We start from the raw sequence: 22,793 nt of genomic DNA on the forward strand, positions 1-22,793 counted from the left end.
CAAGAGAGCCAAGGAGATTTGCCCGCCATCGGACGCATCGCAACTCAGCCAAGGAAAATCTGACATGCTTTTCCACTCCCTCATCCGCCTCTTCGCTCTTGCGGGCGCTTCATTTCTGCTTGTCCCGACTGCGCCAGCCTGGGCGGTGAACGTCCAGATCGGTATCCTGAAATGCGACACCTCGACTGGCATCGGCGAAATCATTACGCGCAAACAGACAATGACCTGCGTATTCACCAAGAATGACGGCACGAAGGAAAATTACACCGGCTCCATCAACGAATTCGGCATTGAACTTGGCGACGTGAAGGAGGGCCATCTCATATGGGCCGTCGTGAGCGGTTCGGCTGCGAAGGACAATGGCCTACTAACCGGAAAATATGATGGCGTCGATGCAGAAGCGGCCGCGGGCCTTGGACTTGGCGCCGATGTCCTGCTTGGTGGAACTGAGAAAGCCTTTGCACTTCAACCGCTCGCAGTCGAGGGCGAAACTGGCATCAATATCGCGGCGGGGGTCGAGCAGATCGAACTCACTGCCGCAAACTAGTGGCCGCGTCCACACGGGAACTATCCTGCCAAGCCTGTACGGTAAGGCAAGATGCCTACCGGCGCGAACTGCGGCTAAGTAACCGCTTTACGCTGTCTTTTGCACCACCAGCCCCAGTTCCTCCACCATCGCCTCGCGCATCAGGAATTTCTGCGGCTTGCCGGTCACCGTCATCGGCAATTCGGTGCGGAAGCGGATGTAGCGGGGGATTTTGTAGTGGGCGATCTGGCCGGCGCAGAAGTTTTTGATCTCCTGCTCGGTGGCGATCTGGTTGGGTTTCAGCACGATCCAGGCGCACAGCTCCTCGCCGTACTTGGCGTCGGGAATGCCGAACACCTGCACCTCCTTGACCTTGGGATGGCGGTAGAGGAATTCCTCGACCTCGCGCGGGTAGACGTTCTCGCCGCCGCGGATGACCATGTCCTTGACCCGGCCGACTATGTTGCAATAGCCCTCTGCGTCGATGGTGGCGAGATCGCCGGTGTGCATCCAGCCATCGCTGTCGATCGCCTCGGCGGTCTTTTCCGCGTCGTCCCAATAGCCCTTCATCACGGAATAGCCGCGCGTGCACAGTTCGCCGGGCGCGCCGACGGCGACGGTGGCGCCCTCGGCGTCGATGGCCTTGACCTCGACATGCGGGTGGATGCGGCCGACAGTGGAGACGCGCTTTTCCAGCGGGTCGTCGACGCTGCTCTGGAACGACACCGGGCTGGTCTCGGTCATGCCATAGGCGATTGTCACTTCTTCCATGTGCATCAGCGAGACCACTTTCTTCATCACCTCGATCGGGCATGGCGATCCCGCCATGATGCCGGTGCGCAGGCTGGAGAGGTCAAAGCTGGCGAAGTCGGCGTGGTCGAGCATGGCGACGAACATGGTCGGCACGCCGTAGAGGCCGGTGCAGCGTTCCTGCGCCACCGCCTTGAGCGTCGCGCCGGCATCGAACCCCTCGCCCGGGAAAACCATCGTGGCGCCCTTGGTGACACAGCCCATCGTGCCCATCGACATGCCGAAGCAGTGGTAGAGTGGAACCGGAATGCAGAGCCGGTCGTCGACAGTGAGCTTGATGGCCGCGGTGACGAAATTGCCGTTGTTGACGATGTTGGTGTGGGTCAGCGTGGCGCCCTTGGGCGCGCCAGTCGTGCCTGAGGTGAACTGGATGTTGATGGCCTCGCCGGGCTTCAGCCCCTCGGAGATGCGGTCGAGGCTGTCATGCTCGTCGCGCCCGGCCATCGATAGCACATCGGCGAAATTGAACATGCCGGGCGAATTGTCGTCGCCCATGCGGATGACGATCTTCAGCGTCGGCAGTTTCTGCGCCTTGAGCTTGCCGGGGGTGGCCTTGGCGAGCTCCGGCGCCAGCGTCTCGATCATGCCGAGATAGTCGGAGGTCTTGAAATTGGCCGCCGTCACCAGCGCCTTGCAGCCAACCTTGTTGAGGGCATATTCGAGCTCGGTCAGCCGGTAGGCCGGGTTGATGTTGACCAGGATCAGGCCGATGCGGGCGGTGGCGAACTGCGTCACCAGCCATTCCCAGCGGTTGGGCGACCAGATGCCGACGCGGTCGCCCTTTTCCAGGCCAAGCGCCAGGAAGCCGGCGGCGAGCGTATCGACGGTGTCCGACAGTTCGCTCCAGGTGAAGCGCTTGTCCTGGCCGACGAAGACGGCAGCATCCTGCGTGGCGTATTTGCTGACCGTGTCGGAAAACAGTTCGGGGATGGTCTTGTCGAGCAGCGGCACCGAACGATCGCCCGAAACATGCGCCCGGCCATCGAGCGGCGCGATGAAAGCCCTGCCGCGCTCGCGCAGATTGGTGGCGTTGTTGAGTTCGTCGAGATTGATCGCCATCGCCGTCTCCTCCCGGGATAGGCCGAACCTATCAGCCTGATGGGGCTGTGGAAATCCCGTCGATGGTACCCCTCCCCCTCGAGGGGAGGGTGTCGAGCGAAGCGAGGCGGGTGGGGTCACCTCAACCGCCTCGACCTCTATCTGGCTTTGACCAGAGGTGGAGCACTGCCGTAGCGACCCCACCCGTCCAGCCGCCTTCGGCGGCTATCCACCTTCCCTCAAAGGGGGAGGGAGGGCGCTCATCTTCGCGGCGATATCGCGCAACAGCGCCTGATCGGGCGCTGCACGCACCTTCTTCGAAGCCACCAGACAAGCCTGCGACTTGAGCACAACGCCGTCGGCCAGCACCTTGAGATGGTTGGCGCGCAAGGTCGAGCCGGTGGTGGTGATGTCGACGATGACGTCGGCCAGGCCTGCCGCCGGTGCGCCTTCGGTGGCGCCGAGGCTTTCGACGATGCGGTAGACCTGGATGCCGTGCTTTTGCGAGAAGAATTGTTGCGTCAGCCGCCAGTATTTGGTGGCGATGCGCAGCCGCCGGCCATGGCGCTGGCGGAAATCGGCGGCGACATCGTCGAGGTCGGCCATGGTATCGACGTCGAGCCAAATGCCGGGCACGGCCACAACCACATCGGCGTGGCCGAAGCCGAGACGGGCGACGATCTCGGTGCGCGCTTCCCAATCTGCCAGGTTTTCGCGCAACAGATCTTCGCCGGTGATGCCGAGGTCGACCGAACCCTGCCCGATCTCGCCGGCAATTTCCGATGCCGACAGGAACGCCACCTCGATGCCTTCGGCTCCGTCGATGCGGGCGCGGTACTGGCGCTCGTCGCCGGGCAGGCTGACGGCAAGCCCGGCCTTGGCCAGCACCTCCAGCGCCTGCTCCTTGAGCCGGCCTTTCGACGGGATTGCCAGCGTGATCATTGCGGCTCTCCCCGCAGCGCTTCGATGCGATCGAGCCAGACGGAGAAGCCGACGCCGGGGATCGGCGTTTTCGCGCCAAGCAGTGTCAGCAGCCGGTCGTAACGACCGCCGCCAGCCAGCGGCCGCTCACCACCTTCAGCCGCGATCTCGAAGACGATGCCGGTATAATAATCCAGCGGACGGCCAAAGGCGGCGTCGTAGCGAATTGTCTTTGCCGGCAGGCCATGCGCCTCGATGGCCTTGGCGCGGGCGGCGAATTTTTCGAGCGCCGCGCCGAGCGAAAGCCCGGCAGAGGCGGCGAAGCTTTCGAGCGCAGCACTCGCCCCGTCCAGCGGCACGTCGATGGCGAGAAAAGTCTTCAGCGCCGCGAAGGCTTCGTTCGACAGTCGCACGCTGCGCAGTTCGGCCTTTTCGATCAATCGCCGGGCAATGTCGGCTGGCGTGCGTCCGCCGGATACCAGCAGGCCGGCTTCTTCCATGCCACCAGCAATGTGGGCAGACAGCGCTTCGAGATCACCGTCGAGGACAAGCGCGGCGACATCGCCGTCAAGCTGGCCGTTGCGTGGCGGGTTGGCGAGATCGGCGAGCGCCGCCTGCAGCATTGGCGCGGAGCCGAAGGCGCGCGCCAACCGCATGCGCCAGCCACGCGGCAGGCCGAGCGCCGCCAGCACCGCCTCGAAGATGGTCTGGTCGCCGAGCATGATCGCCAGGGGTTGGCCCGGCAGCACCAGCTGCAGCAGAGCATGCGCATCGGCCAGCGAACGGGCGTCGGCCTCAGCCGTATCGCGGTCGCCGAGATCCTCGATGCCGGCCTGGAAAAACTCGTTGCCGCCCTCGCGGCGCTGGCGAAACACTTCGCCGAGGTAGGAATAGCGGCGCGGCGTGCCGGCCTGGGAGGCGATATGGTCGAGGCAGACGGGAATGGTGAATTCAGGCCGCAGGCACAGCGTCTTGCCGATCTCGCTTTCGGTAAGAAAAATGCGGCGGCGCAGATCCTCGCCGGCCATGTCGAGGAACGGATCGGCCGGCTGCAGCACGGCCACTTCCACCGCATGGGTGTTGCGGGTGGCGAAGAGGTTGGTGATTTCGGTTGAGATGGCGGGGCGGGAGGTCATGAAACGTGCCCTTCCCTTCTCCCCTTGTGGGAGAAGGTGGCCGAGCGAAGCTCGGTCGGATGAGGGGTGCGTGACGGAACGAGGCGTTGGCGTTCTCTGGAACACCCCTCATCCGTCTCGGCGCTCCGCGCCGATCCACCTTCTCCCACAAGGGGAGAAGGGAAGAACAGCGCAGCGCTCATCATTTCGCTCGTTCCTCGGCCTGCGCCGCCAAGATCTTCTTCACCTCGGCGACCAGCTCGCCTTCCGCCACCGTCACCTGTGCAGGCCTTGCTGCCCGCCATTCGGCGTTGTCGGTAATCTCAGCCGACATGCGGGCACCTTCGATCAGGTCCTTGATCTGCAGCTCGCCTTTGGCGCGCTCGTCGCCGCCCTGGATGATGGCGACCGGGCTGCCACGGCGGTCGGCGTATTTCAGCTGCGCCTTCATGCCGGCGCCGCCGAGATACATTTCGGAGCGGATGCCGGCAGCGCGCAGTTGTGCAACCATCTTCTGGTAGCGGCCGAGGCTTTCGGTATCCTTGTCCATCACCAGCACGACGACCGGCGCGATGACATCGGTGGTGTCCAGCTTGCCGAGGTTCTTCAGCGCCGTCATCAGGCGGGAGACGCCGATGGAAAAGCCCGTCGCCGGCACCGGCTCGCCACGGAAGCGCGAGACCAGGCCATCGTAGCGCCCACCGCCGCCGACCGAGCCGAAGCGCACGATCTGGCCGTCCTCATTGGGGATCTCGGCCAGAAGCTCGGCCTCGAAGACGGGGCCAGTGTAGTATTCGAGGCCACGAACGACGGAGCGGTCCATGGCGATACGATCTTCGCCGTATCCGGCCGCCCTGACCAAGGCTTCAATGGTCGAGAGCTCGCCAACGCCTTCCTGATAGATCGCGTTCGCACCCACATTAGAATCCTGGCGCGCCTGTTCCCTCGCTGTCGCGAGAAGGACGGCCCCGGCTTGCACCTCATTCAGTCCAGCGCCCTTGGCAAAGTCACCCTCGCCTTCCTTGCCACCATCCCAGCGACCCGGACCAAGCAGAAGCTTCACGCCTTCCGGCCCGAGCTTGTCCAGCTTGTCGATAGCCCGCAGCACGGTCAGGCGGCGCCCTGCAGTCTCGTCACCGCCAAGGCCGATCGCTTCCAGCACGCCATCGAGCACCTTGCGGTTGTTGACGCGAATGACGTAGTCGCCGCGCTTGATGCCGAGCGCCTCCATGACGTCGGCCATCATCATTGCCATCTCGGCGTCGGCGGCGACGCCCGGCGTGCCGATAGTGTCGGCGTCGAACTGCATGAACTGGCGGAAGCGGCCGGGGCCGGGCTTTTCGTTGCGGAACACCCAGCCGGAGCGGTAGCTGCGATAGGGTTTTGGCAGTCGCTCAAAGTTCTCGGCGACAAAACGCGCCGTCGGCGCGGTCAAATCGTAGCGTAGCGACAGCCACTGCTCGTCATCGTCCTGGAAGGAGAACACGCCTTCGTTCGGCCGGTCCTGGTCAGGCAGGAATTTGCCGAGCGCATCGGTGTATTCGATCAGCGGCTGGTCGGCCGGTTCGAAACCGTAGAGTTCATAGACCGAGCGGATCGTCGCCATCATCTTCTCGACGGCACGGATATCGTCGGCGCTGCGGTCGGCAAAGCCGCGCGGCAGCCGCGCTTTCGTCTTTTCCGATTTGTCGGCCATGGGATGGGTCTTTTCGCTAAGTAGTCGATGACTTGTTTGGAGTGGGCGTGTCCTAACCGAAGCGGCTTTGTGCGGCAAGGGTTAGCGCCCCTTGCCTTCTCCCCTGTGGGAGAAGGTGGATCGGCGCGCAGCGTCGAGACGGATGAGGGGTGCGCGAAGGATCGCCGTCCTGGCCAAGCTGGAACACCCCTCATCCGACCGAGCTTCGCTCGGCCACCTTCTCCCACAAGGGAGAGGCGCTAGCTCTCGAAACAAAACGCACCAAAAGGAAACAATTCCGCCATCGGTGCGGCATCGTGCCGACACAATCGGAGCCGATAAGCGCGCCGAAACAAGGGGTTGGGGCCATGACTGCGGCACAGAAATTCGACATCAGAGACGACGGCTTGCATGAAGTCCGGCTGCGGCCGGCCGAGAGCCGTGCGCCGGTGACGGCGAGCCTCGGTCCGTTTGAGGTCACTGCCGACGAGCGCAAGGGCTCGACGATGCGCGAGGCGCTGATGACTGGGCTGCTGGTGATCTATCCGGCCTTTGCGGCGCTGGCGGCGATTGTCGCGGGGTTGTTTTTGACGGGCGCTAGCGGAGTTTAGCGTCAGCTTTCGAAGGTTCGCGCCGCCCTTCATCCGCCCTTCGGGCGTTCGTCGTTCGAAAAGCCAAGCAATTGGCTTTCCGCCCGCTACGCGGACCACTCCTCACCTCCCCGTGAAGGGGGAGAAGAGAAAAAGAGGCGCTACTTCGGCCGCTTGAATGCCTTCCTGTCCTTCTCGACCTCCTTGCGGCAAACACACCCTTCGAGGTGGTCGTTGACCAGGCCCATTGCCTGCATGAAGGCGTAGACCGTCGTCGGCCCGACAAAACTCCAGCCGCGCTTCTTCAGTTCCTTCGAAATCCTGACCGAGACCGCCGTCGTCGGGTTGGCGCGCAGATGCGCCAGGTCGACGATCTCTGGCCGCTCCTCCCTGCTCGGCTCGAACTTCCAGAACCATGCGGCCAGCGAGCCGAACTCATCGACCATTTCGCGCGCGCGTTTGGCATTGTTGATGGTCGAAACGATCTTGCCGCGGTGGCGGATGATGCCGGCATTGCCGAGCAGGCGCTCGACATCCTCGTCGGTGAAGGCGGCGACCTTGTCGAAGTCGAAACCGGCGAAGGCCTCGCGAAAGTTCTCGCGCTTGCGCAAAATGGTCAGCCAGGACAGGCCGGACTGAAAGCCTTCGAGGCAGATCTTTTCGAACAGCCTGCGGTCGTCGGCGACCGGCCTACCCCATTCATGGTCGTGATAGTGCAGATAGTCCGGCAGATTGCCGTGCCAGAAGCAGCGCGTGATCCCATCGGCGCCGGTCAGCAGTCCAGTATTTCCATTGTCCATGGTAAAACCCATTCGTTAATGCGGCTCAGCGCTGCATTTACCGCGGCTTTACCAGATTCCTGAACGCGGCGGTAACCACACCAAAAGGTTTACTGACAGTTCCGCATTTTACGCATTCCGATTCATGTTTCGGTTGCGGCTTCGCGCCAAGGATCGCGCAACCGGAGGCAAGTTCCGCCTCCGTCCGTTCGACGATCAAGGTGCGTTCCGATGAAGATCTTTTTGCGTTCCGTGCTCGGCGCCGTGGCCATTCTGGCCGCCGGCGTCACCTCGTCTGCCGCCAACGACCGCTATGCCGACAGGCCGCCGGTGATGGTGAGCCCCGACCTTTCGGCACCCTGGGTGCTGCAGCTTGGCCGGGCGCCCGGCATCGTGCGGCAGAGCCGCCAGGTGATCCAGCAGCCGCGCGTTCGCTATGCACAGCCGGCGCAGCCCGACCGGGTGCGTACCGCTTCGGTGCAGGCTCCGGCCAAGCGCGTGGTGATGCGGCCGCAGATCAACCCGCTCTATCTGCCGCAGGAAGTCGCCTATGACGGCCCGCAGAAGCCGGGCACCATCGTCATCGATACGACGCAGAATTTCCTGTTCCTGGTCGAGAAGAACGGCAAGGCGCGGCGCTATGGCGTGGGCACCGGCAAGCCGGGCTTCGAATGGTCGGGCACGCACAAGATCACCAACAAGCGCGTCTGGCCGGACTGGCGCCCGCCGGCGCAGATGATCAAGCGCGAGGCCGCCAAGGGCCGTTATCTGCCGACTTATCTGGCCGGCGGCGAAGAGAACCCGCTCGGCGCCCGCGCGCTCTATCTCGGCACGACGGAATACCGCATTCACGGCACCAACCAGCCGTGGACGATCGGCGGCGCCGTGTCGTCCGGCTGCATCCGCATGCGCAACGAGGACGTGGTTGACCTTTACGAGAGGGTCAATGTTGGAACGACTGTTGTCGTGATATAGTCGGTCAGCGAATCAGCTGGTCCGGAAGGCTGGACCTTCAGGAATCGGCAAGGGTTTACGGGGGACGGGCCGTGTGGGGATGCGGCCAGTCAGGAAAGGGCAGCACGGGGAACCGCGCTGCCCTTTCTCTTTGTGGCGCTGTCGACCGCGCCGGAGCCAAGCTGCGCCAGAACGTCGCGGCAGGGGGATGACGGTTCGCTTTCACGCTGCCCTTGCCACATTTCCCCTGCTATAGGGGCGGCCAAATTCGCTACGAAAGTCCTGCCATGTCTCAGCCAGACGACAGCCGCTATCTCCGGGGCGGCCCGGTCGCCCAGCGCATCATCGCCGCCGTGCGCGAGGATGCTGCCATTGCTACCGCCGAGGGTTTTCCACCCAAGCTGGTGTCGATCACCGTCGGCGATACCGATGCGGTCGATGTCTATGTGCGCAACCAGCGCGCCAAGGCCGCGCTTGCCGGCATCGGCTTCGAGGAGCGGCGGTTCCCCGCCGATATCAGCGCCGGCGAACTCGAAGCGGCAATCCATGGCCTCAACGCCGACCCGCGCGTCACCGGCATCATCATCCAGCGGCCGGTGCCTGCACACATCCCGATCAAGACGCTGCAGGCGGCGGTGCATCCGCTGAAGGATGTCGAGGGCATGCACCCGGCCTCGATCGGCAACATCGTCTACAACCAGCTCGACCTCGCGCCCTGCACGGCGGCGGCCTCTGTCGAGCTGCTGAAGGAAACCGGCCTCGACCTCAAAGGGCTGGAAGTCGTCGTCGTCGGCCATTCCGAAATCGTCGGCAAGCCGATCGCCTTTCTGCTGATGAGCGAAGGGGCGACGGTGACGGTGTGCCATCACATGACGCGCTCGGTGGCCGCCCATGCGCGCCGCGCCGATGCGCTGTTCGTCGCCGTCGGCAAGCCGAGGCTGATCAAGGCCGACATGGTAAAGCCCGGTGCCGCCGTCATCGACATCGGCATCAATTCCGAGATCGGCCCGGACGGGCAAAGCCGCATCGTCGGCGACGTCGACACCGAGAGCGTCAAGGAAGTCGCGTCCTGGATCACGCCGGTGCCGGGCGGCGTCGGCCCGATCACCGTGGCGATCCTGTTGCGCAACACCATGGTCGCGCTCAGCCGCCAGCGGGCACGCTACCAGGCGACCTATGGAACGGTGGGCAGGCTGGCGGCGGAGTAGACGCTTACTCAGTTGCGACCAGTCTTCCCTCGGACACGCCTTCCGGCTTCGGGCCGCCATAGGCCCAGTCCAGCAGCTTGATCGTATGCACCACCGGCAGCTTGGCGGCGGACGCGATCTGCGTGATGCAGCCGATGTTGCCGGTTGCGACGATCTCGGCGCCGGTCGCCTCGATGTTTTTCACTTTGCGGTCGCGCAGCTTGGCCGAAATCTCCGACTGCAGGATGTTGTAGGTACCGGCGGAGCCGCAGCACAAATGGCCCTCGGGCGGCTCGCGCACGATGAAGCCGGCCTTGGCGAGCAGTTCCTTCGGCTGGCGGGTGATCTTCTGGCCGTGCTGCATCGAGCAGGCCGAGTGATAGGCGACGACTGTTCCGGGCTTGCGCACCGGCTCCGGCAGGTCGAGGGACGAGAGATATTCGGTGATGTCCTTGGCCAGCGCCGAGACCTTCGCGGCCTTCTCCGCATAGGCCGAATCGAGGCGCAGCATGAAGCCGTAGTCCTTGATGGTGGTGCCGCAGCCCGATGCGGTGATGACGATGGCGTCGAGCCCGCCCTGGTCGATGGCGCGTGTCCAGGCATCGACATTCTGCTTCGCCGAGGCAAGGGCTGCTTCCTCGCGGCCCATATGATGGACCAGCGCGCCGCAGCAGGCCTCGCCCTGCGGCACCACGACTTCAACGCCGAGCCTGGTCAGCAGCGCGATCGTCGTCTCATTGATGGCGGGATCGAGCACCGATTGCGCGCAACCGGTGAGGATGGCAACGCGGCCTTTCTTCGTCCCCTTGCCGGCATGGATGCCGGGAGAAGCCATCGGCGAGACCGCGGGAATCGAGGCCGGCGCCAGTTTCAGCATCGCAGCGAGCGGCTTCAGGGCTGGCAGCTTTTCGAACAGGCCAATGAACGGCTTGCCCAGTCTCGCGAGTTTCAGCGCGGCGCGAAAGCGCTTGGGATAGGGCAGCACGAAGGCCAGCATGACGCGGGTCAGCCGGTCGAGCAGTGGCCGCCTGTAGGTCTCCTCGATATGGGCGCGGGCGTGGTCGACCAGATGCATGTAATTCACGCCCGACGGGCAGGTGGTCATGCAGGCCAGGCAAGACAGGCAGCGGTCGATATGGGTGACGATCTCCTTGTCGGCCGGACGGCCGTTCTCCAGCATGTCCTTGATCAGGTAAATCCGCCCGCGCGGCGAATCGAGCTCGTTGCCAAGCGTCACATAGGTCGGGCAGGTGGCGGTGCAGAAGCCGCAATGCACGCATTTGCGCAGGATCTTTTCCGATTCCGCGACATGTGGATCAGCCAGCTGGGCAAGGGAGAAATTGGTTTGCATCTCGTTCTGGTCCTAAGCCATGCGGCCGGGATTGAGGATGGCCTTGGGATCGAACTCAGCCTTGAGCCGCGCCGACAGCGCCGCCAGATGCAGCGCCTGCGGCTCGAACACCGGCACGGCGGCGCGATGCGCGGGCGCGGCGCGCACCAGCGTCGCGTGGCCGCCGCCATGCTTTCGGATCAGCCCGCGCAGCAGGCCGGCCTCGGGATCACCCTCTTCCATGCGCAGCCAGACCAGCCCGCCCTGCCAGTCGTAAAAGGCGCTGACGCCGATCTGCATGCGCAGCGTCAGCACCATCTGGTGCGCCTGGGACGGCGCCATGGAGACGCGCCAGACCGGCTTTTCAGTGCCATCGGCGAAGGGCGCGCAATCCCTGACGTCGCGCCAGACGGCATGCGAGGCCTCGCCGGCAATCTCCTGTAGCGGACCTGCGTTTTTCAACAGGGTCTTCAGCGCCTCGATACGATAGGCGACCGAAGGGCCAAAGCCTTCGACGCGCAGCAGCGTCGCGGCGTCAGCGCCGAGTGTGCCGCCGGCAACGCGCGCGGCGATGCGTTCGGGCAGATGGGCAGCGCTCGACACTTCGGCGCTGGAACCGAGCGCCAGCGCCATGGCGCTTGCCGCCGCATCGTCGAGCAGGCCACGGACGGCAAGCGTGACTTCGGTCTCGGCCGCCGGCAGCACCTTGAAGGTGACATCGGTGAGCACGGCCAGTGTGCCCCAGCTGTTGGCCATCAGCTTCGACAGATCGTAACCGGTGACATTCTTGACGACGCGCCCGCCGGACTTGAACGCCTCGCCGCGACCGGCAACCGCGTTGATACCCAGGATGTGGTCACGCGCCGCACCCGCCTTCAGCCGGCGCGGGCCTGACAGGTTCGCCGCGAGCACGCCGCCGATCGTGCCTTTACCCTTGATACCGCCGAGCAGCGGGCCGTAATCCATCGGCTCGAAGGCAAGCTGCTGGCTGTTCTCCGCCAGCAAGCTTTCGATCTCGGAGAGCGGCGTGCCGGCTTTCGCCGACAGCACCAGTTCGGCCGCCTCGTAGAGGGTGACGCCAGTGAGTTTCGACAGGTCGAGCGTGTGCTCGCTCTGCTGTGGACGGCCAATGCCGCGCTTGGAGCCGTGGCCGATGGTTTCCAAAGGCGACTCCTCCGCCGCCGCCCATTGCACGGTGGAGAGAACTTCGGCCGATGTGGTTGGGGTGAAGGTGGTCATGGGTGCGACGCGCCACTTGCGAGTGCAGAGACGTCGCATTCCTTCGCGCCCCCCTCTGTCCTGCCGGACATCTCCCCCACTTGGGGGGAGATTGGCAGCTTCTCCGACCGCGCCTCTCTTGCGTCGAAAATTTGCGAAGGCCGAGATGACAGCTGATCTCCCCCCAAGTGAGGGAGATGTCCGGCAGGACAGAGGGGGGCGTGAAGGATCGCCGACATGCGAAATTCAAACCCCATCAAAACCTCGGAATATCCGGAAATGCCACCTGCCCGCGATGCACATGCATGCGCCCCAATTCCGCGCATCTGCGCAGTTGTGGAAACACTTTTCCCGGGTTGAGCAGATGATTGGGATCGAAGGCGCATTTGACGCGCATTTGCTGGTCGAGGTCGATCTGGTTGAACATCTCCGGCATCAGGTCGCGCTTTTCGACACCGACGCCGTGCTCGCCGGTCAAGACGCCGCCGACCTTGACGCAGAGCCGCAAAATGTCGGCGCCAAAGCTTTCCGCCTTGTCGAGTTCGCCCGGCACATTGGCATCATAGAGGATCAGCGGGTGCAGATTGCCGTCGCCAGCATGGAAGACATTGGCGACGCCGAGCCCGTATTTCTCCGACAGGTCGCGCATGCCGGCGAGCACCTTCGGCAGTTCCTTGCGCGGGATGGTGCCATCCATGCAGTAATAGTCGGGCGAGATGCGGCCGACCGCGGGGAAGGCCGCCTTGCGGCCGGCCCAGAAGCTCAGCCGTTCCTGTTCGGACTGCGAGATGCGGCAGGTGGTGGAGCCGTTCTGGTAAGCGATCGCCTCGACGAGACCGATCAAATGGTCGACCTCGACGCCCGGCCCGTCGAGCTCGACGATGAGCAGCGCCTCGACATCGAGGGGGTAGCCGGCATGGACGAAGTCTTCCGCCGCATGGATCGCCGGGCGGTCCATCATTTCCATGCCGCCCGGGATGATGCCGGCGCCGATGATGTCGGCGACGCATTGGCCGCCCTGCTCGCTCGTGGGAAAACCGATCAGCAGCGCGCGTGCCGTCTCCGGCTTTTTCAGGATGCGCACGGTGACTTCGGTGACGACGCCGAGCAAGCCTTCGGAGCCGGTCATGACGCCGAGCAGGTCGTAGCCTTCCGAGTCCAGATGATTGCCGCCGAGGCGCACCACCTCGCCGTTCATCAGCACCATCTCGATGCCGAGCACATTGTTGGCGGTGAGGCCGTATTTCAGGCAGTGCACGCCGCCGGAATTCTCCGCAACATTGCCGCCGATCGAGCAGGCGATCTGGGAGGATGGATCAGGCGCGTAATAAAACCCCTCCTGCTCGACGGCGGTGGTGATGCCGAGATTGGTGACGCCGGGCTGAGCGACGACAACGCGGTCGGGATAGTCGATGGCAAGGATGCGGTTGAAACGGCTCATGACGAGCAGCACCGCATCTTCGAGAGGCAGCGCGCCGCCGGACAGCGAGGTGCCAGAGCCGCGCGGCACGACGCGAATGTTGCGGTCGTTGCAGTATTTCAGCACCCGCGACACCTGCGCCACCGTTTCCGGCAGCACCACGACCAGCGGCAATTGCCGGTAGGCGGTGAGACCGTCGCTCTCGAAGGCGCGCATTTCGTTGGTGGCGTCGACGACGCCCTCGCCCGGCACGATGATGCGCATGTCGGCAACGATCTCTGCCCGCCTTCGCATCGTGGCGTCGTCTGGCTTGGGCATGGCAAGGCCGGACATCGGCAGCGTCCTCTGCGTGACTGGTAAAAATCTTTTACCAGCCAGGAGCGCTCGTTGCAAATCCTGCTTTGGTCGGGGCTGCGAAGAAGGGGCTTCCGCAGCGGCAATCTGCCGCTGGCGCACCCTCCCCCCTTGAGGGGGAGGTGGCCGCGAAGCGGCCGGAGGGGGTCCTTGCGCATGAAGCGCCTACATCGTCTTCCGTCGCGAAAGAAGGCTAGCGCTTCACGCGAGACGACCCCCTCTGTCGCCTTCGGCGACATCTCCCCCTCAAGGAGGGATTATTCCCCCGGATGTTTCGCCGGCTCTGAATGCATGCGCCTCACGCGACGCACACCCCACCAGACCAGCAGGATGGCAACCGGCACCGACGCGGCAGTGACCAACTCCGGCGCAAAGGCATGGCCGAAGATCGAGGCGCCCTTGGCGAGATAGGAGATCAGGCCGACGACATAGTAGGAGACGGCGGCAACGGAGAGACCTTCCACCGTCTGCTGCAGGCGCAGTTGCAGCCGGGCGCGGTTGTTCATCGAGGCCAGCAAGTCGCGGTTCTGCTTTTCGACCTCGACATCGACCCAAGTGCGCAGCAGTGTCGTGGCGCGGGTGAGTTTTCGCGACAGATTGGCCTGGCGCTCCTCGACCGAGCGGCAGGTGCGCATGGCGGGTGCTACGCGGCGCTGCAGGAAGCCGCCCCATGTGTCGTAGCCGGGCACCGCCTCTTCCTCCAGCGCTTCCAGCCGCTCGACAACGATGCCGTCATAGGCGCGGCTGGCGCCAAAGCGATAAAGGCTGGAGGCGGCATCGGCTTCCAGTTCGGCGGCAAGCTCGGTCAAATCTGCGAGCAGCGTCTGGCTGTCGCGCGTCTCGGCGACCTTCATCTCCAGCGTGGTCTGTGCCAGCCTGTCCTCGATGCGGCGGGCGCGGCCGGACAGCGTCAGCGCCAGCGGCAGGCCGAGCATGGCAAGCGTGCGATAGGTCTCGATGTCGATCAGCCGCTGCGACAGCGCGCCGGTGCGCGCCGGCGTCAGGCCGCGGTCGAGCACCAGCATGCGGGTCATACCGTCGCCATCCTGGCGGAAGTCGGTGATGATGGCCGCATTGCCGCGCTCGACCAGCGAATAGCACAGGCTCGTCGGGTCAAAGGCCGCGATCAGCTTCTCGCTCGCCTGCGTCCATTTGCGGATTTCGAGCCGGATGCCGGAGATAACGGTTCCCGGCGGCGAAAAGCCGTTGCCGAAGGGAGAATCCTCCTGCGCCCTGCCGTTTTCGGCAAGCGGCCCTTCCCACAGATAGGTCGAGAATTCGGTATGCCGCTCCCAGCGCAGCGAGCCCTTGCCCCATTTCATGGCGTGGTGGCGGGCGTGACGGTCGGGCGCGGCGATGCCGAGGCGCCGCGACAGTTCGGAGAGCACGGCCATGTCGACGCCGGAGCCGCCTTCGGTCATGAAGGCGAGTTGGACAAGCACGCGCGGCTTGTCGATCAGCGGATGCGGGCGGGCATGAACCTCGCCAAGCGCGCCGGGGCGACCCTCATGCGCGGGAAAGCCCATCACGCTGCCCTGGGCGCGCGGCTGGAATTCGAGATTGGACGTCTCGTCCGACACGGCTGGTCCCCCTGTTCTCGACCCTTCGTGTTGTCGCGTCCTCTTGAGACAATCGATGAGGCGCGTAAACAGCAAAGTTTAGCCGAAGCGATTTCGCCGGCACCGCACGGAAAGCAACTGTGTCGGGCAAATTGGATAAATAATTTGACCAGTTGGCGACACCGGCTTTAATCTGCACGACAAGAAGCAGAGCATGATGTCGTCCCGAAAACCGCTTCACACTTTTCGGCATCCTGCTCCAGGTAAGATTTCCCAGGCGCCCGTTGAGCGATATTTTTTCCAGGATCGAGCATTCGCGCACCGCCGACGAGGTGGTGCAGCAGATCGAAAGCCTGATCCTGGAAGGTGTGCTGCGCACCGGCGACCGGCTGCCGGGCGAACGCGAACTGGCGCGCCAGTTCGATGTGTCGCGGCCGATCCTGCGCGACGCGCTGAAGGCGCTGGAGGGGCGTGGACTGTTGACGACCAAGGCCGGCGGCGGCACCCATGTCGCCGATGTCATCGGCCAGTTGTTCACCAAGCCGGTGACCGACCTGATCTCCATGCACCGCAAGGCGGTGACGGACTATCTGGAATATCGCCGCGAGATCGAAGGCGTCGCCGCCGAATATGCGGCGCGGCGTGCCACAGCAGACGACATCGCGTTGCTCGACCGCATCATGGCGCGCATGGACGAGGCGCACCGCACCGGCGATTTCGACGACGAGGCGGAGATCGACGTCGAGTTCCATCACGCGGTCTGCGAGTGCGCGCACAACATCATCCTGTTGCACACGCTGCGCTCCTGTTACCGCCTGTTGTCGGAAGGCGTGTTCCAAAACCGGCTGCTGGTGTTCAGCGTGCCCGGCGCGCGTGAGGCGCTGCTGGCCCAGCACCGCGCGATCTACAAGGCAATCAAGGCCGGCGATCCCGCTGCCGCCCGGCAGGCGGCGATGAACCACATTTCCTATGTCGAGCGCTCGATGCTCGAGGCCGAGCGCAGCGGCGACTGGCAGCGCGTGTCACGGCTCAGGCTCAAACAGCGCTCCGACGCCGGCGACGGCACGAAAACAACAGGCTAGCGAGAGACCACCATGAGCGACATCCTCACCATTTCCGACCTCAAGGATCTGGCGCGCCGGCGGGTGCCCAAGATGTTCTTCGACTATGCCGATTCCGGCGCCTGGACCGAAAGCACCTACCGCGCCAATGAGGAGGATTTCGGCAAGATCAAGTTCCGCCAGCGCGTGCTGGTCGACATGAGCAATCGCTCGCTGGAATCGACCATGATCGGCGAGAGGGTGGCAATGCCGGTGGCACTCGCCCCGACCGGCCTGACCGGCATGCAGCATGCCGATGGCGAGATGCTGGCGGCGCAGGCGGCGGAGGAGTTTGGCGTGCCGTTCACGCTGTCGACGATGAGCATCTGCTCGATCGAGGATGTAGCATCGGTGACGAAGAAGCCGTTCTGGTTCCAGCTCTACGTGTTGCGCGACAAGGATTTCGTGCTCAATTTGATCGACCGGGCGAAGGCAGCGAAATGCTCCGCACTGGTGCTGACGCTCGACCTGCAGATCCTGGGGCAGCGCCACAAGGATATCCGCAACGGACTGTCGGCGCCGCCCAAAATGACGCTGGCCAACATTGTAGACATCGCCATGCGGCCGCGCTGGCTGATGGGCATTGCGGCTACCCCGCGCCGCACCTTCCGCAACATTGTCGGCCATGCCAAGGGCGTCGGCGACGTCTCTTCGCTGGGCTCGTGGACAAACGAGCAGTTCGACCCGCAGCTGTCGTGGAAGGACGTCGCCTGGATCAAGGAGCGCTGGAGCGGCAAGCTGATCCTGAAAGGCATTCTCGACAAGGAGGATGCGCTGATGGCGGTCAAGACCGGCGCCGACGCGATCGTCGTTTCCAACCATGGCGGGCGCCAGCTCGACGGCGCCTCATCATCGATCATGGCGCTGGAAGAAATCGCCGATGCGGTCGGCGACAAAATAGAAGTCCATATGGATGGCGGCATCCGTTCCGGTCAGGATGTGCTGAAGGCGCTCTGCCTCGGCGCCAAGGGCACCTATATCGGCCGGCCTTTCCTGTACGGCCTCGGCGCCATGGGCAAGGAGGGGGTGACCCTGGCGCTGGAGATCATCCGCAAGGAGATGGACATCACGCTGGCGCTGTGCGGCAAGCGCCTGGTGACCGACATGGGCAAGGACCAGCTGCGGCGCTAGAGCATGATCCCGAAAAGTGGGAACCGGTTTTCGGGAAAAGATCATGCTCCAACAAAAAGTTAGATCAGGATGACGATTCAACGAAACGTCATCCTGATCTAGAGTTTGTTCACCGATTGGCCCTAGCTTCGCTGGGACCACGGAGACGACGCCAGCCTTGACCGAGACCGGCATCCATTACCTCGATGCGCGCGCGCCGGACGGCATGCGCCTCTATGCGATCGGCGACGTGCATGGCCGGCTCGACCTGCTCGAAGCCATGCACCACCGGATCGAGAGCGAGCTCGAATACAAGCCGACCGCCGACTGGCGGATCATCAACCTCGGCGACTATGTCGACCGCGGGCCAGACTCCAAGGGCGTCATCGATTTCCTGATCGAGGCGCAAAAGCGCGATCCGCGCAACCTGATGCTGGCCGGCAACCACGATATCGGCTTCCTCGATTTTCTCGACGTGCCCGACCCGGAAGGGCTGTTCATGCGCTATGGCGGTGTGCAGACGGCACAATCCTATGGCGTTGACCTGATTGGACACGCACGCTGGTTCGGCAAGGCAGAGGCGGTGCAGCGGGGGCACGCCGAGCTGGTCAAGGCCGTGCCGCAAGCCCATGTCGACTTCCTGCGGTCGCTGACGTTTTCAGTAAGCATCGGTGATTTCTTCTTCTGCCATGCCGGCATCAGGCCGGATGTGCCACTGGAGAGCCAGAACCCGCAGGATCTCATCTGGATTCGCGACGCCTTCCACAACCATCCAGGGCTCTACCCGAAAGTGGTCGTGCACGGCCACACGCCGGTGCCGGAGGCCGAGGTGATGCCCAACCGCGTCAATGTCGACACGCTCGCCTGGCAGTCAGGCATGCTCAGCGCGCTCGCCGTAGACGGCGCGGACAAGCGTATCCTGACTGTGCAGGGAAAAGCGTTTTAACGGAGCGCGGCGGTGACGCCGTAGCCGTCGACGGCTTGATGGTTGTTGGCTGCATCGGCGGAATAAATGCCGAGACCGCACAGCACGATGGCAGACAGCATGACAAAGGACAGAAGCGCTGCTTTCACGGACGTCATCTCTAGTTGAGCTTCCTGCATCTGGGCACGAGGCGGTTACCAATGCGTTGAAACGGAGAATTCGTCTCAAAGTTTCGACGATTTCGCGCTTGTAGGTCGATTCTGTATCGGCGGTGTGTCGCGCGGAGCACACAGAAGGTTCATCGCGGTTGCATTGCCGATGCAGAGCGCGCGCCTTGTAGGATAGCGTTCGGCCACAAACCAAGGATGAAAGAGGTTGTCCCCGGCGGATTCCCCGCCGCGTGCCAATTATGCAACGGCCGCGCCCGCTGGGCTCAGATCGTCGCCACCCAGGCGCGGGCAATGGCGAGGCCGGCAGCGTCGGCGTCGGGGCCGTTGCGGGCCATTTCGCCATCGAGCCGGTCATGCCAGTCGGGATGCCGCTCGGCAATAAGCGGCGCGAAGGATGTGCTCCAGTCCTTCACCATGGGTCGGTCGGCTTCGAAATGGAACTGGAAGCCGTAGACGGCGCGGCCGATGCGGAACGCCTGGTTCTCGGCAATATCGCTGCCGGCTAGCCGCACCGCATTTTCGGGCAGTGCGAAGGTGTCGTCGTGCCATTCGAAGATGGGGAAGTCCTGGGGAAGTGCGCCAAGCACCGGATCGGTCCTGGCGTCCGGCGTCAGCGACACCTTGTGCCAGCCGAATTCCGAGGCGCCTCCGATCTTGTTCTCGCCACCGAAAGTGCGGGCGACCAGCTGGCTGCCCAGGCAGATACCGAGCACAGAGCGATCCTTGGCGGCGAAATCGCGGGTCAGTTCGAGCAGCGCCGGGAAATAGGGGTAGTCATCGTCGGCCAGCGCGTTCTGACCGCCGCCCAGCATCACCATGGCATCGTGCCCGGTCGCGTCGTCAGGCAGCGGATCGCCCTTGTAGGGCCGGCGCAGGTCGAGATCGGCGCCGGCTTCGGCAAGGGCCGCGCCGACCTGGCCGAGACCGGTGTTGTCGTAGTTCTGGACCACCAGCACCCGCATACGGAAATCCTGCTGACATGAAATGACGCGACGAGCGATATCATGTCGCCAGCATTGCAGCCAAGATGCGCGTTCCAGGAGAAAACTATGCCACTGCAAAACCGGGTCGATCCGTTCGGCGCCTTTCATGCCGTGCCGGAACGCGGCCTGTTCACCGGCAATCGCGGCATCATCCACGACCCGCAGACCAAGACGCTGCTGAAAAAGCGCTGGGCGCTTCAGGCCTGGATCATCTGCGTGTGCCAATTCCGCAATGTGCGGCGCGAGCCGATGGGCCGTAATCGGCCGGATGGCAAGGCCGGCTGGACCGAGCTGTTCTTCCTCGACGAGGTGACGGCACTGGCAGCCGGGCACCGTCCCTGTTTCTACTGCCAGCGTGAGCGGGCCACGGATTTTGTCGGCCGTTTCGGCAAAGCCTTCGGTGTGACCGAGCCGCGCGCGCCAATGGTCGACAAAAAGTTGCACAAGGAGCGGCTGGCGTCTGGTGGAAAGCCACCTGATATCAACGTGGAGGAGCTTGCCGGGTTGCCCGACGGGGCAATGATCGCAGATGGCGACTCCGCCTATGCACTGCGCGGCGGCAAGGCGCTGCCCTGGTCGTTCGCGGGTTATGGCGATCCGACGGGGTTAGCAGGCTTTGCCGACCGGCAGCTTCGCCTGCTGACGCCGGCGACCTCCCTTTCGGTGCTGCAACAAGGCTACCTTCCGGTGTGGCATCCATCCGCCGAGGCTTGACGCCGGGAACAGCCTCGCCCATTCCTCGGCGATGCGCGCCAATTACAAGATGCAGCGGCTGTTCGTGCCGGACGATCTCGCGGCAGGCATCGAATTCGATGCCGGCCAGCAGCAGAGCCATTATTTGATGCATGTGCTGCGACTTGGCGAAGGCGCCGAAATCCTTGTCTTCAACGGCCGCGATGGCGAATGGTCTGCGGCGATCGCCGCCAAGTCGAAGAAGGCGCTGCGGCTGAAAGTGCTCCGCCAGCAGCGGCCACAACCGCCGCTGCCCGATCTGATCTATTGCTTCGCGCCGCTGAAACAGGGCCGGCTCGACTATCTCGTGCAGAAGGCGGTGGAGATGGGCGCCGGCATCCTGCAACCGGTGATCACCCAGCACACGCAAGTGGCAAAACCCTCCATTGACCGGCTGCGCGCCAATGTCGTCGAGGCCGCCGAGCAATGCGGCATTCTGGCGGTGCCGGAGGTGCGCGAGGCCGAAAAGTTCGAGCGCCTGCTCTCCGGCTGGAACAAGGAGCGTCGGCTGATCTTCTGCGACGAGGACGCCTCGACCAACAATCCGCTGCCGGCGTTGCAGGCGATCGAAGAGAAGAAGCTGGCGCTGCTGGTCGGGCCGGAGGGCGGCTTTTCCGACGAGGAACGCAAGATGCTGCGGGCGCTCCCCTTCGTCACCGCCATTCCGCTCGGCCCACGCATCCTGCGGGCCGACACGGCGGCGGTTGCGGCGCTTGCCGTGATGCAAGCAACGCTCGGAGACTGGTGAGACTTCGCCTATTGCAAGGGACGGGCGAGGCAGTCACATTCAATTCCTGTTGACCTGTGGCTCAGGATTTTTTGCTTGATCGGCTGCTGACATTTCGTCCATCTAGCGCCGGCGGGCTCCGAGAGCCGCAGAGGGGGCCCCATGGCGCGCGACACAACCGATTTCCGGCCGATCGAAGACTTCGACGAGCTCGTCGAGCATCTGGCCGAAGGCAACAAGCCGCGCGACAAGTGGCGCATCGGCACCGAGCACGAGAAGTTCCCGTTCTATGTCGATGGCAACGCGCCGGTTCCATATGGCGGCGAGCGCGGCATCCGCGCCATCCTCGAAGGCATGCAGCACAAGCTTGGCTGGGATCCGATCATCGATGATGGCCGCATCATCGGTCTGGTCGAGCCGACCGGCCAGGGCGCCATCTCGCTGGAGCCGGGCGGCCAGTTCGAACTGTCCGGCGCACCGCTGGAGACGATCCACCAGACCTGCCGCGAGGGCAATGCGCATCTGGCGCAGGTGCGCGAGATTGCCGAGCCGATGGGCATCCGTTTCCTCGGCCTCGGCGGCAGCCCGAAATGGTCGCTGGCCGAGACGCCGAAAATGCCGAAATCACGCTACGAGATCATGACCCGCTACATGCCCAAAGTCGGCAGCAAGGGTCTCGACATGATGTACCGCACCTGCACCATCCAGGTGAACCTCGACTTCGAGAGCGAAGCCGACATGCGCCGCAAGATGCAGGTGTCGCTGAAGCTGCAGCCGCTGTCGACGGCGCTGTTTGCCAACTCGCCCTTCACCGACAGCCGGCCGAACGGGCTGCAGAGCTGGCGCGGCGATATCTGGCGCGACACCGACAACCAGCGTTCGGGCCTGCTCGAATTCTGCTTCTCGCCCGAGTTCGGCTTCGCCGACTATGTCGAATGGGCGCTCGACGTGCCGATGTATTTCGTCATTCGCGACGGCCACTATCACGACATGACGCACGTCACCTTCCGCCAGTTCATGGCGGGTGCTGCGCGCAATGAAGTGCCTGACGGACTGCCGACGATGGGCGACTGGGCGAACCATCTGTCGACCTTGTTTCCCGATGTGCGGCTGAAGCGCTTCCTTGAAATGCGCGGCGCCGATGGCGGGCCGTGGCGGCGCATCTGCGCGCTGCCGGCCTTCTGGGTCGGCCTCCTCTATGACGAGGCAGCGCTTGACGCCGCCGAGGCGTTGACCTCGAGCTGGACCTATGAAGAAACGCTGGCGATGCGCAATGCGGTGCCGGAACAAGGCATTTCCGCGCCGTTCCGCAACACGACGCTGCGCGACATCGCCCGCGACGTACTGGTCATTTCGCGCATGGGCCTGAAGAACCGCGGCAAGAAAAACCGCGACGGCTATGACGAGACCTCGTTCCTCAATACGCTCGACGAAGTTGTGGCGCGCGGCACCACCAGCGCCGAGGAAATGCTCTCGGCCTACCACACGCGCTGGGGCGGTTCGATCGAGCCGGTGTTCATGGAATATGCATATTAACTCCACGCGTTGAGCCGCGGCAAATGCCGCTTCA

Annotated in this window: 21 protein-coding genes; 10 read left to right on the forward strand and 11 right to left on the reverse strand. The window is 64.0% G+C overall.

The genetic code is table 11. The features are described 5' to 3' along the window. Positions 1-64 precede the first annotated feature (64 nt). Positions 65-547, forward strand: a complete 483-nt coding sequence (locus tag AC04SH_RS26770) for a DUF992 domain-containing protein (RefSeq protein ID WP_488577230.1) — start codon at positions 65-67, stop codon at positions 545-547. An 87-nt stretch (positions 548-634) separates the two neighbouring features. On the opposite strand, the gene AC04SH_RS26775 is transcribed toward AC04SH_RS26770, so the two are convergent. The 4 genes from AC04SH_RS26775 to hisS form a co-directional block, all read right to left on the reverse strand. Then, positions 635-2,395: an AMP-binding protein gene (locus AC04SH_RS26775; protein ID WP_488577231.1), complete on the reverse strand. Its 1,761-nt coding sequence runs from the start codon at positions 2,393-2,395 to the stop codon at positions 635-637. A gap of 204 nt (positions 2,396-2,599) precedes the next feature. Next, positions 2,600-3,316, reverse strand: coding sequence for an ATP phosphoribosyltransferase (gene hisG, locus AC04SH_RS26780; RefSeq protein ID WP_488577232.1), 717 nt, complete (start codon positions 3,314-3,316; stop codon positions 2,600-2,602). Beyond that, a complete protein-coding gene (locus AC04SH_RS26785; protein WP_477237595.1) occupies positions 3,313-4,431 on the reverse strand; it encodes an ATP phosphoribosyltransferase regulatory subunit in 1,119 nt (372 codons plus the stop codon). Before AC04SH_RS26785 ends, hisG begins: the two co-directional genes overlap by 4 nt. A 181-nt stretch (positions 4,432-4,612) precedes the next feature. Continuing rightward, a complete protein-coding gene (gene hisS / locus AC04SH_RS26790) occupies positions 4,613-6,106 on the reverse strand; it encodes a histidine--tRNA ligase (protein ID WP_477237594.1) in 1,494 nt (497 codons plus the stop codon). A gap of 347 nt (positions 6,107-6,453) precedes the next feature. On the opposite strand from hisS, the gene AC04SH_RS26795 reads away from it, so the two are divergent. Beyond that, positions 6,454-6,696, forward strand: a complete 243-nt coding sequence (locus tag AC04SH_RS26795) for a hypothetical protein (RefSeq protein WP_192248110.1) — start codon at positions 6,454-6,456, stop codon at positions 6,694-6,696. 140 nt (positions 6,697-6,836) lie between these two features. On the opposite strand, the gene AC04SH_RS26800 is transcribed toward AC04SH_RS26795, so the two are convergent. After that, complete coding sequence (locus AC04SH_RS26800; protein WP_488577233.1) at positions 6,837-7,475, reverse strand: DNA-3-methyladenine glycosylase I; 639 nt, start codon at positions 7,473-7,475, stop codon at positions 6,837-6,839. Between the two features lie 210 nt (positions 7,476-7,685). Here AC04SH_RS26800 and AC04SH_RS26805 point away from each other — a divergent pair, with 210 nt between their 5' ends. Both AC04SH_RS26805 and AC04SH_RS26810 read left to right on the forward strand, forming a co-directional pair. Then, positions 7,686-8,429, forward strand: coding sequence for a L,D-transpeptidase (locus AC04SH_RS26805; protein WP_477237589.1), 744 nt, complete (start codon positions 7,686-7,688; stop codon positions 8,427-8,429). 266 nt (positions 8,430-8,695) lie between these two features. Next, complete coding sequence (locus tag AC04SH_RS26810) at positions 8,696-9,616, forward strand: bifunctional 5,10-methylenetetrahydrofolate dehydrogenase/5,10-methenyltetrahydrofolate cyclohydrolase (RefSeq protein WP_488577234.1); 921 nt, start codon at positions 8,696-8,698, stop codon at positions 9,614-9,616. A gap of 4 nt (positions 9,617-9,620) precedes the next feature. Here the strand turns inward: AC04SH_RS26810 and glcF are convergent, their stop codons facing one another. The 4 genes from glcF to AC04SH_RS26830 all read right to left on the reverse strand — a co-directional run bounded on the left by glcF (position 9,621) and on the right by AC04SH_RS26830 (position 15,497). Beyond that, the gene (glcF, locus tag AC04SH_RS26815) at positions 9,621-10,946 is read right to left on the reverse strand and encodes a glycolate oxidase subunit GlcF (RefSeq protein ID WP_488577235.1); all 1,326 of its coding nucleotides are present in this window, start codon (positions 10,944-10,946) and stop codon (positions 9,621-9,623) included. Between the two features lie 12 nt (positions 10,947-10,958). Then, entirely contained in the window at positions 10,959-12,164 is a 1,206-nt protein-coding gene (locus tag AC04SH_RS26820) for an FAD-binding protein (protein ID WP_488577236.1), read from the reverse strand. 235 nt (positions 12,165-12,399) lie between these two features. Continuing rightward, positions 12,400-13,896 carry an FAD-linked oxidase C-terminal domain-containing protein gene (locus AC04SH_RS26825; RefSeq protein ID WP_488577237.1) on the reverse strand — a complete coding sequence of 499 codons (1,497 nt, stop codon included), beginning with the start codon at positions 13,894-13,896 and terminating at the stop codon, positions 12,400-12,402. Between the two features lie 278 nt (positions 13,897-14,174). Further along, positions 14,175-15,497, reverse strand: a complete 1,323-nt coding sequence (locus tag AC04SH_RS26830) for a DUF3422 family protein (protein WP_488577238.1) — start codon at positions 15,495-15,497, stop codon at positions 14,175-14,177. Positions 15,498-15,760: 263 nt separating this feature from the next. On the opposite strand from AC04SH_RS26830, the gene AC04SH_RS26835 reads away from it, so the two are divergent. From AC04SH_RS26835 to AC04SH_RS26845, 3 genes are all read left to right on the forward strand, one after another. Continuing rightward, on the forward strand, positions 15,761-16,558 hold the full coding sequence (locus tag AC04SH_RS26835) for an FCD domain-containing protein (protein ID WP_488577239.1): 798 nt from the start codon (positions 15,761-15,763) through the stop codon (positions 16,556-16,558). A gap of 12 nt (positions 16,559-16,570) precedes the next feature. Next, complete coding sequence (locus tag AC04SH_RS26840) at positions 16,571-17,707, forward strand: alpha-hydroxy acid oxidase (protein ID WP_488577240.1); 1,137 nt, start codon at positions 16,571-16,573, stop codon at positions 17,705-17,707. 157 nt (positions 17,708-17,864) lie between these two features. Continuing rightward, the gene (locus AC04SH_RS26845; protein WP_488577241.1) at positions 17,865-18,632 is read left to right on the forward strand and encodes a metallophosphoesterase family protein; all 768 of its coding nucleotides are present in this window, start codon (positions 17,865-17,867) and stop codon (positions 18,630-18,632) included. Here the strand turns inward: AC04SH_RS26845 and AC04SH_RS26850 are convergent. Beyond that, entirely contained in the window at positions 18,629-18,769 is a 141-nt protein-coding gene (locus AC04SH_RS26850) for a hypothetical protein (protein WP_006206855.1), read from the reverse strand. The two genes, AC04SH_RS26845 and AC04SH_RS26850, sit on opposite strands and share 4 nt — an antisense overlap. A gap of 275 nt (positions 18,770-19,044) precedes the next feature. Beyond that, positions 19,045-19,743, reverse strand: a complete 699-nt coding sequence (locus tag AC04SH_RS26855) for a type 1 glutamine amidotransferase (protein ID WP_488577242.1) — start codon at positions 19,741-19,743, stop codon at positions 19,045-19,047. An 87-nt stretch (positions 19,744-19,830) separates the two neighbouring features. Between AC04SH_RS26855 and AC04SH_RS26860 the strand changes: the two genes are divergently transcribed. The 3 genes from AC04SH_RS26860 (at position 19,831) to AC04SH_RS26870 (ending at position 22,759) form a co-directional block, all read left to right on the forward strand. Then, positions 19,831-20,478 carry a hypothetical protein gene (locus tag AC04SH_RS26860; protein WP_488577243.1) on the forward strand — a complete coding sequence of 216 codons (648 nt, stop codon included), beginning with the start codon at positions 19,831-19,833 and terminating at the stop codon, positions 20,476-20,478. A 31-nt stretch (positions 20,479-20,509) separates the two neighbouring features. Then, positions 20,510-21,244 (forward strand): 16S rRNA (uracil(1498)-N(3))-methyltransferase, encoded by a 735-nt coding sequence (locus tag AC04SH_RS26865; RefSeq protein WP_488577244.1) that lies wholly within the window; start codon positions 20,510-20,512, stop codon positions 21,242-21,244. A gap of 141 nt (positions 21,245-21,385) precedes the next feature. Continuing rightward, positions 21,386-22,759, forward strand: coding sequence for a glutamate--cysteine ligase (locus AC04SH_RS26870; RefSeq protein WP_488577245.1), 1,374 nt, complete (start codon positions 21,386-21,388; stop codon positions 22,757-22,759). Positions 22,760-22,793 lie beyond the last annotated feature (34 nt).

It is taken from the genome of Mesorhizobium sp. CNPSo 4688 (assembly GCF_057784295.1).